Raw genomic sequence first — 16,589 nt, forward strand, 5'->3', positions numbered from 1 at the left:
CTGCGGCAAGGTGTCTATGTCGAGCGGCGTGCGGATGGGCGTGACCAAAATGCCTCGCATTTGAGGGTTTTTGGCATGCGGCAAGCCCGACTTGCTTGCCCGCCGCTGCATCTTCCTTCAGACTACCCGCTTCGTTCACAACTTTGGAGAACCAACATTCGTCGTCCCAATAGAGCCCCGGCCCCTGCTGCCAAAGACGGGCCGCGCATCAATGATGATATTCGCAACGCGCAGATCCAGCTCATCGACCAGACCGGTGACAACAAAGGCACGGTCGAGACGATGATGGCCATCAAGATGGCCCAGGAAGCCGGCATGGATCTCGTGGAGATTTCGCCGAATACCAGCCCTCCCGTCTGCAAGATTATGGACTACGGGAAGTACAAGTATTCCGCCCAAAAGAAAGCCGCTGAAGCCCGCAAGCGCCAGAAGACCGTCGAGATCAAGGAGATCAAGCTCCGCCCGATGATCGACGATCACGATTACGACGTGAAGATGCGCGCGATGCAGCGGTTCTTCGAAGAGGGCGACAAGGTCAAGATCACGCTGCGCTATCGCGGCCGCGAAATGGCGCACCAGGAGATCGGCACCAAGCTCTTGGACAAGATCAAGAGCGACGTCGCCGAGCTCGCAAAAGTCGAGCAGGACGCCAGGTTCGAAGGCCGCCAGGTCGTCATGGTGCTGGCGCCGCGCTGAGCCGGATCAGCTCTTATGAGGTCGACGGCCCGTCAGCATCTGGCGGGCCGTTTTGTTTGCTGCAGCCGCGAGCTCCGCTGCAACCTCTCCCGTTTGCGGGAGAGGTCGGCGCGCAGCGCCGGGTGAGGGCTTTCTCCTCTTGGGGGTTCACGTCTGCGGAAGCACCCTCTCCCCACCCCTCCCCCGCAGGCGGGGGAGGGAGCGCATCGAGCGCTTGGCGAGACTTACGTCCGCGTCGCCTGCCAGGTGCCGCTGCAGCGGTCGCCGGAGATGATCCCGCTCCAGAAGCCCGCACCGCCGCTACCTGCAAGCCGGCCGCCGCCGCTGGCGTGCGAGGCGCCGACCGACACCTGGACGGCGACGGAACCGGCACGGTTGACCGTGCCGGCGACCCGGCCGCCGCCGGCGGAGGTCACGCGGCTGCCGGTCACCGTAAAGGGGACGCTATAGCCGGAGCTGCAATTGCCGCGCGTGGTGGCGAAGGTGACGTTCCAGACCCCGTCATAACCGCCAAGCCGGGCATCGGCGGCGGATGGAACGGTGGCCGCTCCGAGCACGGCAAGGAGCACGGCAGGCTTGAGATGGCGACAAACACGAGGCAAAGGCGATTGCGGAAAATGGGCCATTTTGGTTCGCCTCCAGGCTGCAAGGCATGCAAATGTGAGGGTAACGTCAAATAGTCGGCGAGCCCGTTTCCGCGGTTCATCATTGCCAATTGGCCGCACCTCTGCCATAAGCCCAGCCTTCATCGCCCGGCTGATTTAAAGGGCTGCCGTGGCGGTGCCCGTGCGGGTTTCGCGCTAGTTCGCAGAAACCTGAGCACAATCAACGCTCTAACGAGCATTTTTGACGGCCAGCCGCCTTCACAGGCGGTATTCTGTTATGGCCATTAGGAGAGCCAAATGCCCAAGTTGAAGACCAAGTCGGGCGCTAAAAAGCGCTTCAAGGTGACTGCTACCGGCAAAGTGATGCACGCCCAGCGCGGCAAGCGTCACGGCATGATCAAGCGGACGAAGAAGCAGATCCGTCAGCTCCGCGGCACCCGCGTGCTGTTCAAGACCGACGGCGACAACGTCAAGAAGTACTTCTTGCCGAACGCCTGATCGCGTCCGCGATCAATCCAGCCGAGCCGCAACATCAGCGGCGTTCCGAAAACCAAAGTCATCTCTGAAGGAATTCTGTCATGTCTCGCGTCAAACGCGGTGTGACCGCCCACGCCAAGCACAAGAAAGTCTACAAGGCCGCCAAGGGTTTCTACGGCCGCCGCAAGAACACGATCCGCGCCGCCAAGCCGGCCGTTGAGAAGGCCGCGCAGTACGCCTTCCGCGACCGCAAGCGCCGCAAGCGCACCTTCCGCGCGCTCTGGATCCAGCGCCTCAACGCTGCAGTCCGTCCGTTCGGCCTGACCTACAGCCGATTTATCGACGGCCTTGCCAAGTCGGGCATCACCGTGGACCGCAAGGTGCTGTCGGATCTCGCGATCCGCGAGCCCGCCGCGTTCCAGGCGATCGCCGAGAAGGCCAAGGCCGCGCTGGCGGCGTAAGCCGTCCTCCACTGTGCTCTGCGCAGCTTTCAGCTTGTGATGGCCAGGGGCAGAGGCGCGTTGTCGCGCTGCCCCGGCCGTCATCTCTCGCGCAAACACACTTCTCAGACGTGGATGCCCGGCGAAACCGCCGGGTGTGACGGGCTAGGAGCATCGGCTAAGCATCCTGGCCAAAAGGGATTGCCATGACCGATCTTACCAGCACCGATCTTGCCAACCTCGAATCCCAGATCATCGCCGACGTCGCGGCCGCCAACGACGAGGCCGCGCTCGAAGCCGTCCGCGTCGCTGCGCTCGGCAAGAAGGGTTCGATCTCCGCGCTGCTTGCCACGCTCGGAAAAATGTCGCCCGACGAGCGCAAGACGCAAGGCGCGGCGATCAACCAGGCCAAGGACAAGGTTACGCAGGCGCTCGCCGCCCGGCGTGACGTCCTGAAGTCGGCAGCGCTCGATGCGAGGCTCGCCGCCGAGACCATCGACGTCACCCTGCCGCTGCGTGATACTGCAACTGAGACCGGCCGCATCCATCCACTGAGCCAGGTCTGGGACGAGCTGACCACGATCTTCGCCGACATGGGCTTTTCGGTCGCCGAAGGTCCCGATGTGGAGACGGACGACTACAACTTCACAAAGCTGAACTTCCCGGTCGGCCATCCCGCGCGCGAGATGCATGACACCTTCTTCTTCCACCCGAAGGAGGACGGCTCGCGCATGCTGCTTCGTACCCACACCTCGCCGGTGCAGGTGCGCACCATGCTGAACCAGAAGCCGCCGATCCGCGTCATCTGTCCGGGCCGCACCTACCGCATCGATTCGGATGCGACCCACACGCCGCAATTCCACCAGGTCGAAGGCCTCGTGATCGACAAGAGCTCGCATCTTGGCCACCTCAAATGGATCCTGCACGAGTTCTGCAAGGCATTCTTCGAGGTCAACCACATCAACATGCGCTTCCGCCCGTCGTTCTTTCCGTTCACGGAGCCGTCGCTCGAAGTCGACATCCAGTGCCGCCGCGACAAGGGTGAGATCCGCTTCGGCGAAGGTGAGGATTGGCTGGAGATTCTCGGATGCGGCATGGTGCATCCGAACGTGCTGCGCGCCTGCGGCATCGATCCCGACGAGTACCAGGGTTTTGCCTGGGGCATGGGCATCGACCGCATCGCCATGCTGAAATATGGCATCGCCGATCTGCGCCAGATGTTCGACAGCGACGTCCGCTGGCTGTCCCACTACGGCTTCAAGCCGCTGGAGGTACCGACGCTTGCTGGAGGACTGAGCACGTGATGGTGGCGTATCCATATGGGCTCACGAAGACTTTCTCCGTTCCCATCGTGGAGAGAACCCTCTCCCTGCCCCTCCCCCGCAAGCGGGGGAGGGAATGGATAGAGCCTGCGCGCAACGTCGATTTCATGGATGCGAATGCTCACTCCGCCCAACAGGTCGGACTCCCTCCCCCGCTTGCGGGGGAGGGTTGGGGAGAGGGTCTCTCAACGATGGGATTGCCGATGGTCGATCCTGAACATCCGGACTGGAAAGTATCGGCCAGGCTGCGAGCCAATGCGAGCGCACTCAGGCGCAACTCGACCGATGCCGAGCGAATCCTCTGGTCGGAGCTGCGCGCTGGTCAATTGAACGGCGTGATTTTCCGCCGCCAAGTACCGATCGAGAGCTATGTCGCCGATTTCGTCTGCCATGCAGCAAAGCTCGTCATCGAACTCGATGGAGGCCAGCATTTCTCCGATGAGGGCGAGCGCGCAGACGCACGCCGCTCGGCCGTCATCGAGGCAAGAGGCTTCAAGGTTCTTCGCTTTAGCAATCATGATGTGATGACAAATCGCGTCAGTGTTCTCCAAACAATCGTCACCGCTGTTGCGGAGAGAGCCCCCACCCCGGCCCTCCCCCACAAGGGGGGAGGGAACGGAAACACCGACCAAACCGACTTAGTGAACACCGATCAGACCCGAGGCACACAGCCATGAAATTCACCCTCTCCTGGCTGAAGGATCATCTCGACACCGACGAGACGCTCGACAGGCTCGCCGAGAAGCTCACCATGATCGGGCTCGAGGTCGAGAACATCGAGGACAAGGCGAAGGCGCTGAAGCCGTTCACCATCGCGAAGGTGATCTCCGCCGAGCAGCATCCGAATGCCGATCGTCTGCGCGTCTGCATGGTCGACACGGGTGACGGCGGTGCGCCGGTGCAGGTCGTGTGCGGCGCGCCGAATGCGCGCACCGGACTCGTCAGCGTGTTCTCGGCGCCAGGCACCTACATTCCCGGCAAGGACATCACGCTCGGCGTCGGCACCATTCGCGGCGTCGAGAGCCGCGGCATGCTGTGCTCTGCGGCCGAACTGCAGATCTCCAACGATCACGACGGCATCATGGAATTGCCGGCCGACGCGCCCATCGGCGCGGGCTATGCCGAATGGGCGGGCCTCGGCGATCCCGTGATCGAGATCAACCTGACCCCCAACCGGCAGGACTGCACCGGCGTGCACGGCATCGCGCGCGACCTCGCCGCTGCCGACATGGGCAAGTTCAAGGACCCGACCATCAAGCCCGTGAAGGGCGAGTTCCCTTGTCCCGTGAAGGTGACGGTCGAGGCCACGACGCTATGCCCCGGGTTCGCACTGCGCCTGGTGCGCGGGGTGAAGAACGGCCCCTCCCCGGAATGGCTGCAAAAACGCCTGACCGCGATTGGCCTGCGTCCGATCAACGCGCTGGTCGACATCACCAACTTCATGACCTTCGACCGCGCGCGCCCGCTGCACGTGTTCGACGCCAGGAAGGTGACTGGCAATCTCACCGTGCGCCGCGCGCGCGAGGGCGAGAGCCTGCTCGCGCTCGACGGCCGCACCTACAATCTCGACTCCAACATCTGCGTGATCGCGGACGAGCACGGCGTCGAATCGCTCGCCGGCATCATGGGCGGCGAGACCTCGGGCTGCGACGAAAACACCACCGACGTGCTGATCGAATCGGCGCTGTGGAACGAGATCAACATCGCGCAGACCGGCCGCAAGCTCGGCATCAATTCGGACGCCCGCTACCGCTTCGAGCGCGGCGTCGATCCGGCCTTCATGGTGCCGGGTCTGGAGCTCGCGACCAGGCTGGTGATGGAGATGTGCGGCGGCACGCCGTCGGAAACGTTCGTGACCGGCAAGGCGTTCGGCGACGATCGCGTGATCGATTTCCCGCTGTCCGAGGTCAAGCGTCTCTCCGGCATCGAGGTGCCGCAGGTCGAGATGAAGCGCATCCTCAGCCATCTCGGCTTCATGATGGCGGGCGCGGGCCCAACCGTGAAGGTCGCGGTCCCGTCCTGGCGTACCGACGTGCACGGCAAGGCCGACATCGTCGAAGAGATCGTCCGCATCTATGGCGTCGACAAGGTGCCCGAAACGCCGTTCGAGCGCGGCGAGGACGCGCGCAAGCCCGTGCTGACCGCGCTCCAGCTCCGCACCCGCCGCGCCAGGCGCGCGCTCGCGACGCGCGGCATGGTCGAGGCGGTGACATGGTCGTTCATCGCCAAGCCGGCGGCTGAACTGTTCGGCGGCGGCCAGCGCGAGCTCGAGCTTGCCAACCCGATCGCATCTGATTTGTCCGACATGCGGCCCAGCCTGCTGCCAGGCCTGATCGCCGCGGCGCAGTCCAATGCCGATCGCGGCTTTGGCGATGTCGCGCTGTTCGAGGTCGGCCAGCTCTTCAAAGGCGATCGTCCGCAGGATCAGTTCCTGGCGGCGTCGGGCGTTCGTCGCGGTTTCGCTTCGTCGGAGGGTCTCGGTCGTCACTGGTCGGGCTCTGCCGCGGCCGATGCGTTCGATGCCAAGGCCGATGCGCTGGCGGTGCTCGCCGCCGCCGGCGCGCCGATGCAGGCGCTGCAGGTCGTCGCGGGGGGACCGAAATGGCTGCATCCGGGTCGCTCCGGCACCATCCAGATCGGCCCGCAGAACGTGCTCGGCTATTTCGGCGAGATGCACCCCCGCGCGCTCGAAGCGCTTGGCGCCGACGGCCCGGTGATGGCGTTCGAGGTGATCCTCGACGGCATTCCCGAGGCCAAGAAGAAGCCGACGCGGGCAAAGCCTCTGATCGAGCTGTCGGCGTTCCAGCCGGTCTCGCGCGACTTCGCCTTCATCGTCGATCGCGGTGTGAAGGCCGGCGATATCGTGCGCACGGCGCAGGCCGTCGACAAGAAGCTGATCACCGCGGTCAACGTGTTCGACGTCTATGAGGGCAAGGGCATCGACGACGACAAGAAGTCGATCGCGATTGCCGTGACGATCCAGCCGCGCGAGAAGACGCTGACCGACCAGGAGATCGAAGCGGTGGCCGCCAAGATCGTGACCGAAGTGACGAAGAAGACCGGCGGTACCTTGCGGGGATGATGCCGAAAAGCGCGAAGCGGTTTTCGGACAACATCATGCTCCTGAATTTAGAGCATGAGTCTTTGCGACTTCCTCCCCGGGGATGTCAGTCTCACCACTGCGATGGCGCTTTGCGCCATCGCGCTGGATGGGGTGTTGCGATAAACCATCCCCGTCGCAGTCCCGGCGGCGGCCGGGCGACGAGCTGGTCTTGAGTCGCCAATTCAATTGCGCGGCACGTTACGGCCGCGGCGTGCGCCGCCGCTTGGTCGGTTGCGTCGGCATCTCGACCGGCTCATCCCTTAGCGCGCCGATCCTGCGCAGCGCAGCCTCCGCGGCGCGCTCGCCGCTCTCCCAGGCGCCATCGACGGTGCCCCAGAGCGTCTCGTGCGTGGCCTCGCCGGCGAGATACATGCAGCCGATCGGCTCGGTCAGGATTTTTCGCGAAAGCTGGCCGCCCGGCGCGGACGCCGACATCGCGCCCATCACGAAGGGCGAGGCGTTCCAGCGCGTCGCGCTGACCTTCTTGATACCCGCCGTCGCCTCGCTGCCAAACAGCTTCGTCAGCCATTCCCTGGCGAATGCGGCCATCGCCTGCTCACCCTGCTCCGACAGGTCGCGGCCGAAGGAGCCGCCGACGTCGATCGAGCACAGCGAGGAACCGCCGATATTGGCGAACAAAAGTGCGGTGCGGGTCGAATTGCTCTGCTCGACCAGAATGTCGTCGCGCGCGAGCCCGAGCGGATTGCCCGGCAGTTGCAGCACGATGTGATCGTAGCTGCCGAGGCTGAGCTTGGAGGCTGCATCGAGCGTGCGCTTGGGGATATCGGGCGCGAACTTGATCGCGCCGGCGGTGAGCACGTTGGTCGAGACAGTGATAATGGCGGCGCGCGCGACGATCTTGCCGGCCGGCGTCTCGACGCTGACGTCGCGGTTGCTCCAGAGGATGCGGCTTGCCGGCGTCGACAGCGCAACCGGCGTCTGCTCGCCGAGCTTGGTCATCAGCGTGCCCAGACCCTGCTTGCAGGCGATTGCGGAATTGCGGTCCTGCACGCGCGCCTTGTCGATGACCGAAAGCTCCTTGAGGTCCTTGCCGGCAAAGTTCGCGCCCAGCAGGAATTCGGCCGTAGCAGCCCAGTCGCCGAGATCCTTTGGCAGCACCGACGCGCAGGAGGTGTCGAGCTTGCCGCGCGAAGCCTCGTCGATGGCGCGATTGGCGCGCACCAGCGCCGCCAGGAATTCCTCGGTCTCACCGGCGCGCGCGTTGCGGCGGCCGATGCGCATCTTCTGGCCGGCGGGAGCCGGCGAAACGTCGAGCCCGACGCTGCGCGCAAGGCGGATCATCGGGTTGGTGTCGGGATTGTGCATCCAGCGCGCGCCGCGATCGAATGCCGTATCGAACGTTGTGCTGTCCGTAATGCAGCGGCCGCCGATCTGGCTTGCCGCTTCCACCACCACGACCTTGCGGTTGGCGGCCATCACCCGCCGCGCTGCAGCGATGCCCGCCGCGCCGGCGCCGATCACGACGATGTCAGCCTCGCGCGGCAGAGGTGCCGCGGCCGCGCGCAGGATCGGTGCTGCGGCGAACGCCGCCGACGCCGAGAGGAAGCCGCGGCGCGTGATTGTCATGTCATGGTTTCCGGGGACTTGAAGCGAACGGGAACAGCTAGCGAACCTTGCCGTATCTGGCGCAGCGCGGCAACTATCATGGTGAATCAATCGTACTTGATCGCCATGCGCAATGAACCAAATTGCAACGCGTATCGACCATGATAGAGAAGGGGAAAAGGCAGCCGGAAAAGGCTGCGGGGAGCTCGCAATGGGGACCGTCCTAGACTCAGTCGGCAAGCTGATTGCCGCGTACCTCTCCAAGGAGGTGCCGGGCTACGAGCCGTTCACGCCGAGCGATCCCGAGCATCTTCGCGGCGTCATCCAGCCCGGCGACGTGCTGCTGGTCGAGGGCAACAACCGCATCTCGGGCATCATCAAATATCTCACGCAGTCGACCTGGTCGCATGCTGCGCTCTATGTCGGCCCCGTAGAGGGCGCGGAAGAGCCCGACGGTGAGCAGCACGTGCTGATCGAGGCCAATATCGGCGAAGGCGTCACCTCGGCCCCGCTGTCGAAATATTTTCCGTATCACACGCGGCTCTGCCGCCCGGTGGGACTGTCCTACGAGGATCGAACGACCGTCTGCCGCTACGCCGTCAACCGCATCGGCTTCGGCTACGACACCAAGAACATCCTGGACCTGATGCGCTATCTGTTCCCGCTGCCGATCCCGCAGCGCTGGCGGCGGCGCATGATCGCGATCGGCTCCGGCGATCCGACCAAGATCATCTGCTCGGCGCTGATCGCGCAGGCCTTCGACGCCGTGCGCTATCCGATCCTGCCCAAGATCACCAAGGCTGGCAGCCGGCAGGCCAAGCGCGAAATCCTGCACATCCGCGATTCCTCACTCTACATGCCCCGCGACTTCGACATCTCGCCCTATTTCGAGGTCGTCAAACCCACCATCGTGCATGGCTTCGACTACACAGCCTTGCACTGGGCCGACAAGCAGAAGCCGCTCGAGGAGGTAGCGGGCACTTTCAGTGTGTTTCCAGAAACGCTCCGTTCGCCGCCGCTCGTTCCTGAAGCGCCTGACGAAGAAGCGCCGACTGAGGTTCCGACTCAAGAAGTGAGTGCGGCCAAGGCCGATGCGGCTGCGCACGTTCCAGTCAGGGATCGCTTTCCGTTGTTGAAGAGCATCGCCGGGTACCGCCGCCGTGCGCGGGCGCGCGATTTCGCGGCGTAACGTCAGCCCCAATGTCGTCCTGGCGAAGGCCACGGGATCCATAGCTTGGGACTAGCTGCGGCGGGAAGCGCCTCGGCATCTCCGCTGTCATTCCCCGCGAAAGCGGGGAATCCAGTACGCCGCGGCTTCTCGGTTCAATCACAACCGCCTCTGGAATACTGGATCGCCCGCCTTCGCGGGCGATGACAGCGAGAGTGTGGGCAGAGCACACTCCAACCCCGTCATTGCGAGCGTAGCGAAGCAATCCAGACTGCTACCCGCGGAGGGATTCTGGATTGCTTCGCTGCGCTCGCAATGACGGGGAAAGGGGAACTACCGTTCCGCGCGACTGATCACCGCCATCAACTCCGCGATCTTTTCCCGCTGATCCGTCTTGCTGCCGCTCGAGATCGCATGCTCGACGCAATGCGCGACGTGGTCTTTCAGGATCTCCTCCTCGACCCGGCGCAGCGCGGCGCGCACCGCCGAGATCTGCGTCACGATGTCGATGCAATAGCGATCCTCCTCGACCATCTTCGAGAGGCCGCGGACCTGCCCTTCGATCCGGCCGAGACGTTTGCCGACGGATGCCTTGATGTCCTTGCGCATGACGTCTATATACCCCTACCGGGTATGGGTTGCAAGCACCTGAACCGAGGCCGGAGCGCTGGAATGAACGAAACCGAACACAAGCGGGTCGACACGACCGCAGAGCACTCCGGATGCGGCTGTTCGGCCAAGGCTGCCCCGCCACTCGAAAAGCCCGCGGCGTCATCCTGCTGCGCCAGCCATGGCGATCAAGCCGGCCACGCCCATCACCATCACACCGCGTCCGGCGACAAGGTGCGCGATCCCGTCTGCGGCATGACGGTCGATCCCGCAACATCGAAGCACCGCTTCGAACATCACGGCGAGACCTTCCATTTCTGCTCCGCCGGCTGCCGCACCAAATTCGCGGCCGATCCCGCCAAGTATCTTGCGAAGGAAAAGGCATCCGAGCCCGAAATGCCCGCGGGCACGACCTACACCTGCCCTATGCATCCCGAGATCCGCCAGGTCGGCCCCGGAAGCTGCCCGATCTGCGGCATGGCGCTGGAGCCGGACGTGGTGAGCCTCGACACCGGTCCCAATCCCGAGCTCGCCGACATGACGCGGCGGTTCTGGATCGGCGGAGCGCTGACCCTGCCCGCGGTCGTGCTCGAGATGGGTGGCCATCTTGCGGGCCCGCACAACTGGATCGATCCGACGCTCTCGAACTGGATCCAGCTCGCGTTCGCCACGCCCGTGGTGCTGTGGGCCGGCTGGCCATTCTTCGTGCGCGGCTGGCAATCGCTGGTCACGCGCAACCTCAACATGTTCACGCTGATCGCGATGGGCACGGGCGTTGCCTACGTCTACAGCCTGTTCGGCACGCTGGCGCCGCAGATCTTCCCCGCGACCTTCAGGGGTCATGAGGGGGCGGTTGCGGTCTATTTCGAGGCGGCCGCTGTCATCACCGTGCTGGTGCTGCTCGGCCAGATGCTGGAGCTGCGCGCCCGCGACGCGACGTCAGGCGCGATCAAGGCGCTGCTCCAACTCGCGCCGAAGACCGCGCGGCGCGTCGAGCCTGATGGCAGCGAGCACGAGGTCGAGATCGACACGCTTCATGCCGGCGACCGCTTGCGCGTCCGCCCCGGCGAGAAGGTGCCGGTCGACGGCATTTTGCTGGAGGGGCGTTCCTCGCTCGATGAATCCCTCGTCACCGGCGAATCGATGCCGGTCACCAAGGACGTCGGCGCCAAGGTCATCGCCGGCACGCTGAACCAGTCAGGCAGCTTCATCATGCGCGCCGAAAAGGTCGGGCGCGAGACGCTGCTGTCGCAGATCGTGCAGATGGTCGCCGACGCCCAGCGCTCGCGCGCGCCGATCCAGCGTCTCGCCGACCAGGTCGCCGGCTGGTTCGTGCCGACGGTGATCGCCGTCGCCATCATCGCCTTTGCCGCATGGGCCTGGTTCGGGCCGGAGCCGCGGCTCGCCTTTGGCCTGGTCGCGGCCGTCAGCGTGCTCATCATCGCCTGCCCATGCGCATTGGGCCTCGCAACCCCGATGTCGATCATGGTTGGCGTCGGCCGCGGCGCGCAGGCAGGCGTCCTGATCAAGAACGCCGAAGCGCTCGAGCGGATGGAAAAGATCGACACGCTCGTGGTCGACAAGACCGGCACGCTGACCGAAGGCAAGCCGAAGGTGGTCACGATCGTTCCGGCGGAGGGCTTTGCCGAGGATGACATCCTGCGCCTTGCTGCCAGCGTCGAGCGCGCCAGCGAGCACCCGCTGGCCGATGCGATTCTGCGCGCCGCGAAGGAGAAGCAGCTCAGCCTCGGCGCGGTCGGGCAGTTCGATTCGCCGACCGGCAGGGGCGCGACCGGCAAGGTCGAAGGCAAGGCCATCGTGCTCGGCAATGCAATATATCTCGGCTCGATCGGCATCGACACGATGCCGCTCGCTCCGGAAGCAGAGCGGCTGCGCCAGGACGGCGCCACCGTCATCAACATTGCCATCGACGGTAGGCTGGCCGGGCTGTTCGCGATCGCCGATCCGGTCAAGGCGTCGACCCCGCAGGCGCTCAGGGATCTCGCCGCCGAGGGCATCAAGGTGATCATGCTGACGGGCGACAACCGCACCACGGCAGAGGCCGTCGCGCGCAGGCTCGGCATCGCCGACGTCGAAGCCGAGGTGCTGCCGGATCAGAAGAGCGCGGTCGTGACCAGGCTTCAGACATCGGGCCACACCGTCGCGATGGCCGGCGACGGCGTCAACGACGCGCCGGCGCTGGCGGCGGCCGAGGTCGGCATCGCCATGGGCACGGGCACGGATGTGGCCATGGAAAGCGCCGGCGTCACCCTGCTCAAGGGTGATCTCACCGGCATCGTTCGCGCGCGGAAACTGTCGCAGGCGACGATGCGCAACATCCGGCAAAACCTGTTCTTCGCCTTCATCTACAATGCGGCCGGCATCCCGATCGCGGCCGGCATCCTCTACCCGGCCTTCGGTATCCTGCTGTCACCGATCATCGCGGCCGCCGCGATGGCGCTGTCGTCGGTCAGCGTCGTCGGCAACGCGCTGCGGCTTCGCGCAACACGGCTGTGACCCGCTTGCGCGGCGAGGCAAGATGTGTGTAGCCCGGATGGAGCGAAGCGAAATCCGGGTTCTGTCCACATGCCGATGTCGTCCCGGATTGCGCTTCGCGCCATCCGGGCTAAGCACTAAAGCGCGATGAGATTAGGACGAATCGTCATCGCGCTTCAGATTGTTGTTTGCGCATGATCTTTTCGGAAAACCGCTTCGCACTTTTCCGGGTCATGCTTTAACGGCCAAGCGGCACGCGGGGAGAACATGTGATGGAGCGGATTACGATCACGATCGAGGACGATTTGCTGGCGGAGATAGATGCGGCGGCGCAGGCTCGCGGCTACCAGAATCGCTCGGAGATCATCCGCGACCTCGCCCGGGCGGGGCTGCAGCAGACGGCCGAAGACACCGCGCAGACGGGTCCCTGCGTCGCCGGGCTCGTCTACGTCTATGACCACGCGGCGCGCGATCTTTCAAAGCGCCTGGTGCAGGAATTCCACGGCCATCACGACCTCGCGCTCGCCACGCTGCACGTCCATCTCGACGACGACAATTGCATGGAGATGACGGCGCTGAGGGGATTCGCCGACGAGGTCAAGCATTTCGCCGACCATATCATCGCCGAACGCGGCGTACGCTATGGCCGCGTGGTGATGATCCCGACGGGAGAGGGTAAGCAGGCGAAGCCGCGCAAGCACGCGCATAAGCGTGGGTGACTTGGCCCTAGCGGCGTGCACGCTGCACCCTCTCCCCTTGTGGGAGAGGGTGGCTTCGCAAAAGCGAAGCCGGGTGAGGGGTCTCTCTCCGCGGGTGAGTCCTCTGCAGTTGAATTCGCGGAGAGACACCCCTCATCCGGCGCTTCGCGCCACCTTCTCCCGCAAGGGGAGAAGGAAAAGCAGCGCGCACGCGGCTTCACGCCGCCTTCAGGCAGACCTCGCGTCAGAACACGAATAACCCCAAGCCTGCCTTGACCTCGTCCAGCGTCGCCCGAGTGATCCCTTTCGCGCGTTCGGTACCCCTCCGTAGCTCTGCGAGCACGTAGGATCGATCCCGCGCGAGCCGGTGCCGACGTTCGCGAATCGGCACGAGCAAGGCTTGCAAGATGTCCTCCAGGCGTCTCTTGACCGCGACGTCGCCGAGGCCCCCGGCCCGATAGTGCGCCTTCAGGTCATCCACTTCGGCCTGATCCTCGGCGAATGCATCGAGATAGGTGAAGACGACATTGCCCTCGACCTGTCCGGGGTCGCTGGCCCTGACATGTCCGGGATCTGTGTACATCTTGCGCACGGCCTCGCGAATCTCGTCCGGGGATGCCGACAGCGCGATGCTATTGCCCAGCGACTTGCTCATCTTCGCCCGGCCGTCGATGCCGGGAAGCCGCCCCGTGGTCGGGATCATCGCCTCGGCTTCGGGCAGCAGCTCGCGTCCGGCCTGGCGATTGATCCGCCGCACGATCTCGTTGGTCTGCTCGATCATCGGCGCCTGATCTTCCCCCACGGGAACGACACTCGCCCTGAACGCGGTGATGTCTGCGGCCTGCGCGACGGGATAGCAGAGGAAGCCGGCCGGGATGTCGCGCTCGAAGCCCCGCATCTGGATTTCCGCCTTGACCGTCGGGTTACGCTCCAGCCGCGCCACGGTGACGAAGTTCAGATAGAGCAGCGACAGCTCCGCCAGCGCCGGCAGTGCCGATTGCAGGCAGATCGTCGTCTCGCGGGGATCGATGCCGACGGCGAGATAGTCCAGCGCCACCTCGATGATATTCCGCCTCACCTTGTCGGGATCATCGGCATTGTCGGTCAGCGCCTGGCCGTCGGCGATGAGGACGAATTGCCGGTGCGACCGTTGCAGGGCGACGCGGTTTCGGAGCGAGCCCGCATAGTGCCCGAGATGCAACGGACCGGTGGGGCGATCACCGGTCAGGATGATCGGCTTGATGATCGGCTTTTCATGCGCAGAGGAAAGCATTGACGTCTCCGGAATTGGAGCCGCCGCGCTTCGACAGAGGGTTCTTGAATGACGACCATGCCGAACACGGCGGCGATGGTCGAATGAAAGACATGACGACGCGCCGCTCCTTCAGAAGGAGCGCCACCAGGTGCAGATGGATGGGGTCATCGGATCGGTCATGAGCATCTCCTCGCATAACTCGGGTTCATCGGCAAGGCGCTCGATACCGACGCCACATCCGTCATTGCGAGGAGCACTTGCGACGAAGCAATCCAGAGTCTTTCCACGGAGGCGGTCTGGATTGCTTCGCTGCGCTCGCAATGACGCAGAGGAGGCGCCCCTCTCCCCGCGACGGGCGGGGAGAGGGCAGCCTGAATCACGCCGCCAGCAGATCCTGCAGCGCCGTGCCGTTGGGAACGCCGAGACCGGAGCAGGCATCCCAGCCGGGGCCTGCCTTGTACATGCCGTGCAACTGACCGGTGATGTCGTTGTTGCCACTGGTGATGTCGCGGAACGCACCTTTCGCGCTGGTTGCGTAGATCAGCGGATTGATGAAACCGACCGTCTTGCCGAACTTCTTGGTCGTCGCCTCATTGATCCGCGCGATCAACCCGGCCATCAGTGGGGCCACCGCGCTGGTGCCGCCGATCGTGGCGCCGGCGCCGTTGAGGAAGATCTGATAGCCGGTCGCCGGATCGGCGTCGCCCGCGATATCGGGCACGCCGCGTCCGCCGTGATGCGTCGGCGATTTCGGGACATGGGCGTTGGCCTGGTACTTTGGCTGTGCGAACACGACGCTGACGCCGCCGCCGCCAGCTCCATCCTGCGGCCCGCCATTCCAGACCACCTCCTGGATCTGGCCATTCGACGCCTTGAGGTTGGTACCGCCGCAGGCCAGCGCAAACGGGCTCGACGCCGGGAAATCGGCATGCGGCTTGCCGTCCCATCCCTCGCCCATGTCGGCTGAGCCGTTGTCGCCGGACGCGACACAGACGGTGACGCCCATTGCGGCTGCGTCGCGGATCGCCTCGTTCAGGCCATCGACGAATTGCTGCGAACCTGCCGGGTCCTCCGGGCCGCCCCAGCTGATCGAGATCACCGACGGTTTTCGCGCACTGTCGTGGACTGCCGCCTTGACCGCATCGATGAAGCCGTTGGTGGTGTTGGGCGCGAAATAGACCACGATCCTGGCCCCCGGCGCGATGGCGCCTGCGACCTCGATATCCAGCACGACCTCGCCGTCGGCCTCGGAGTGGCCGGGCTTGTTGGCGCCGCCATCGACGCTCGCCGGCGCGATCTGCGGCATCGGGATTCCCGCTTTCTTGAAGAACGTCTTCAGGTCCGACGTCTTGTAGCCGGCTCCCGTCGGCTTGCCCTTCTGGTCGATGTCGTTGAGCTCGATGATGGCGATGCACTGACCGGCGCCGGTCTCGCCGTCCGGGAAGCTGTAGAGCTGGGCGACCTGCTCGACCGAGAAGCTGCGGCTCTGCGCCGCGTGCGCGATCGCCGCCCGTCCGATCCGCTTGCGCCGGAAGTGCGGACGCGCGACCGGACGATTGTCGAGCCCGTGCACGCCGATGACGATCCCCTCGAGCTCAGCCGGAATCTGCACGCTGCCCTTGCGCATCCGATAGGTCGCGCCCTCGTGCTTGACCTTGTTGAGCTTGACGCCGAAGGCCGCGCTCAGCGCCTTCACCGTGCCGGTCAGCTTCACCGTGCGCGAGGCCAGATGCACGCTCTTGACGTTGAGATCGTTGTGATGCGCAAAATTGTCGATCTTGGCGACATCAGCGGGATCGGCGCCCATCTGCTCGGCAAATTCGGCGCGGGAAAGATATTGCCGTTCTCGCGGCAGTTGCGCACCCAGCGCCATCACGGTCTCATCGTCGGAGCGCTTGGCGCGCAGGCGGACACTGATCTCGATCTCCTGCTTGGGATCGGCCGCGCCAACCAGCTTGGCCCCTTTCGGCAACTTTCGTGCGCTGTCCGCCAGTGCCACGCGTTTGATCGTGCCTGCCATGACTTCCTCCGTTTGTGATTGGAAGGGCGATTGCCGGTATTCAACTATAGGTGTAATCTGCGATCGAAATTGGTTCAGATATTGGACGATCTTTTTTCAGAAATACCTTTGTTATACCGATCAAAAGATCGACA

General features: G+C 64.5%; 14 protein-coding genes. 9 read left to right on the plus strand and 5 right to left on the minus strand.

Annotated elements, in window-relative coordinates:
* Positions 1 to 156: 156 nt before the first annotated feature.
* On the plus strand, positions 157 to 696 hold the full coding sequence (gene infC, locus Q3C01_RS06590) for a translation initiation factor IF-3 (protein WP_027528252.1): 540 nt from the start codon (positions 157 to 159) through the stop codon (positions 694 to 696).
* A 224-nt stretch (positions 697 to 920) separates the two neighbouring features.
* On the opposite strand, the gene Q3C01_RS06595 is transcribed toward infC, so the two are convergent.
* Positions 921 to 1,322, minus strand: coding sequence for a hypothetical protein (locus Q3C01_RS06595; protein ID WP_458144516.1), 402 nt, complete (start codon positions 1,320 to 1,322; stop codon positions 921 to 923).
* Between the two features lie 276 nt (positions 1,323 to 1,598).
* Here Q3C01_RS06595 and rpmI point away from each other — a divergent pair, with 276 nt between their 5' ends.
* The 5 genes from rpmI (at position 1,599) to pheT (ending at position 6,622) form a co-directional block, all read left to right on the plus strand.
* Positions 1,599 to 1,799 carry a 50S ribosomal protein L35 gene (gene rpmI, locus Q3C01_RS06600; RefSeq protein WP_008539890.1) on the plus strand — a complete coding sequence of 67 codons (201 nt, stop codon included), beginning with the start codon at positions 1,599 to 1,601 and terminating at the stop codon, positions 1,797 to 1,799.
* Between the two features lie 80 nt (positions 1,800 to 1,879).
* Positions 1,880 to 2,239, plus strand: coding sequence for a 50S ribosomal protein L20 (gene rplT / locus Q3C01_RS06605; RefSeq protein ID WP_027528250.1), 360 nt, complete (start codon positions 1,880 to 1,882; stop codon positions 2,237 to 2,239).
* Between the two features lie 185 nt (positions 2,240 to 2,424).
* A complete protein-coding gene (gene pheS, locus Q3C01_RS06610) occupies positions 2,425 to 3,522 on the plus strand; it encodes a phenylalanine--tRNA ligase subunit alpha (protein ID WP_458144517.1) in 1,098 nt (365 codons plus the stop codon).
* A gap of 221 nt (positions 3,523 to 3,743) precedes the next feature.
* The gene (locus tag Q3C01_RS06615; RefSeq protein ID WP_458144518.1) at positions 3,744 to 4,217 is read left to right on the plus strand and encodes an endonuclease domain-containing protein; all 474 of its coding nucleotides are present in this window, start codon (positions 3,744 to 3,746) and stop codon (positions 4,215 to 4,217) included.
* Complete coding sequence (gene pheT / locus Q3C01_RS06620) at positions 4,214 to 6,622, plus strand: phenylalanine--tRNA ligase subunit beta (protein ID WP_458144519.1); 2,409 nt, start codon at positions 4,214 to 4,216, stop codon at positions 6,620 to 6,622. Before Q3C01_RS06615 ends, pheT begins: the two co-directional genes overlap by 4 nt.
* A gap of 219 nt (positions 6,623 to 6,841) precedes the next feature.
* Here the strand turns inward: pheT and Q3C01_RS06625 are convergent, their stop codons facing one another.
* Positions 6,842 to 8,230 (minus strand): flavin monoamine oxidase family protein, encoded by a 1,389-nt coding sequence (locus Q3C01_RS06625; RefSeq protein ID WP_458144520.1) that lies wholly within the window; start codon positions 8,228 to 8,230, stop codon positions 6,842 to 6,844.
* Between the two features lie 190 nt (positions 8,231 to 8,420).
* On the opposite strand from Q3C01_RS06625, the gene Q3C01_RS06630 reads away from it, so the two are divergent.
* Positions 8,421 to 9,398, plus strand: a complete 978-nt coding sequence (locus Q3C01_RS06630; RefSeq protein WP_458144521.1) for a YiiX/YebB-like N1pC/P60 family cysteine hydrolase — start codon at positions 8,421 to 8,423, stop codon at positions 9,396 to 9,398.
* A gap of 312 nt (positions 9,399 to 9,710) precedes the next feature.
* Here the strand turns inward: Q3C01_RS06630 and Q3C01_RS06635 are convergent, their stop codons facing one another.
* Positions 9,711 to 9,986, minus strand: coding sequence for a metal-sensitive transcriptional regulator (locus Q3C01_RS06635; RefSeq protein ID WP_449383216.1), 276 nt, complete (start codon positions 9,984 to 9,986; stop codon positions 9,711 to 9,713).
* Positions 9,987 to 10,049: 63 nt separating this feature from the next.
* Here Q3C01_RS06635 and Q3C01_RS06640 point away from each other — a divergent pair, with 63 nt between their 5' ends.
* Both Q3C01_RS06640 and nikR read left to right on the plus strand, forming a co-directional pair.
* Positions 10,050 to 12,503, plus strand: coding sequence for a heavy metal translocating P-type ATPase (locus Q3C01_RS06640; RefSeq protein WP_458144522.1), 2,454 nt, complete (start codon positions 10,050 to 10,052; stop codon positions 12,501 to 12,503).
* 251 nt (positions 12,504 to 12,754) lie between these two features.
* Positions 12,755 to 13,201, plus strand: coding sequence for a nickel-responsive transcriptional regulator NikR (gene nikR, locus Q3C01_RS06645; RefSeq protein WP_458144523.1), 447 nt, complete (start codon positions 12,755 to 12,757; stop codon positions 13,199 to 13,201).
* A 223-nt stretch (positions 13,202 to 13,424) separates the two neighbouring features.
* Here the strand turns inward: nikR and trpS are convergent, their stop codons facing one another.
* Together trpS and Q3C01_RS06655 are read right to left on the minus strand one after the other, a co-directional pair.
* Positions 13,425 to 14,453: a tryptophan--tRNA ligase gene (gene trpS, locus Q3C01_RS06650; protein ID WP_458144524.1), complete on the minus strand. Its 1,029-nt coding sequence runs from the start codon at positions 14,451 to 14,453 to the stop codon at positions 13,425 to 13,427.
* Positions 14,454 to 14,811: 358 nt separating this feature from the next.
* Entirely contained in the window at positions 14,812 to 16,455 is a 1,644-nt protein-coding gene (locus Q3C01_RS06655; protein ID WP_458144525.1) for a S53 family peptidase, read from the minus strand.
* Positions 16,456 to 16,589 lie beyond the last annotated feature (134 nt).

This window comes from Bradyrhizobium sp. UFLA05-109 (assembly GCF_054185165.1).

Bases quoted from the DNA above. Each gene is read 5' to 3' on its own strand.
- Q3C01_RS06595 (WP_458144516.1), bottom strand. From the start codon at position 1,322: ATGGCCCATTTTCCGCAATCGCCTTTGCCTCGTGTTTGTCGCCATCTC.
- rpmI (WP_008539890.1), top strand. From the start codon at position 1,599: ATGCCCAAGTTGAAGACCAAGTCGGGCGCTAAAAAGCGCTTCAAGGTG.
- rplT (WP_027528250.1), top strand. From the start codon at position 1,880: ATGTCTCGCGTCAAACGCGGTGTGACCGCCCACGCCAAGCACAAGAAA.
- pheS (WP_458144517.1), top strand. From the start codon at position 2,425: ATGACCGATCTTACCAGCACCGATCTTGCCAACCTCGAATCCCAGATC.
- Q3C01_RS06615 (WP_458144518.1), top strand. From the start codon at position 3,744: ATGGTCGATCCTGAACATCCGGACTGGAAAGTATCGGCCAGGCTGCGA.
- pheT (WP_458144519.1), top strand. From the start codon at position 4,214: ATGAAATTCACCCTCTCCTGGCTGAAGGATCATCTCGACACCGACGAG.
- Q3C01_RS06625 (WP_458144520.1), bottom strand. From the start codon at position 8,230: ATGACAATCACGCGCCGCGGCTTCCTCTCGGCGTCGGCGGCGTTCGCC.
- Q3C01_RS06630 (WP_458144521.1), top strand. From the start codon at position 8,421: ATGGGGACCGTCCTAGACTCAGTCGGCAAGCTGATTGCCGCGTACCTC.
- Q3C01_RS06635 (WP_449383216.1), bottom strand. From the start codon at position 9,986: ATGCGCAAGGACATCAAGGCATCCGTCGGCAAACGTCTCGGCCGGATC.
- Q3C01_RS06640 (WP_458144522.1), top strand. From the start codon at position 10,050: ATGAACGAAACCGAACACAAGCGGGTCGACACGACCGCAGAGCACTCC.
- nikR (WP_458144523.1), top strand. From the start codon at position 12,755: ATGGAGCGGATTACGATCACGATCGAGGACGATTTGCTGGCGGAGATA.
- trpS (WP_458144524.1), bottom strand. From the start codon at position 14,453: ATGCTTTCCTCTGCGCATGAAAAGCCGATCATCAAGCCGATCATCCTG.
- Q3C01_RS06655 (WP_458144525.1), bottom strand. From the start codon at position 16,455: ATGGCAGGCACGATCAAACGCGTGGCACTGGCGGACAGCGCACGAAAG.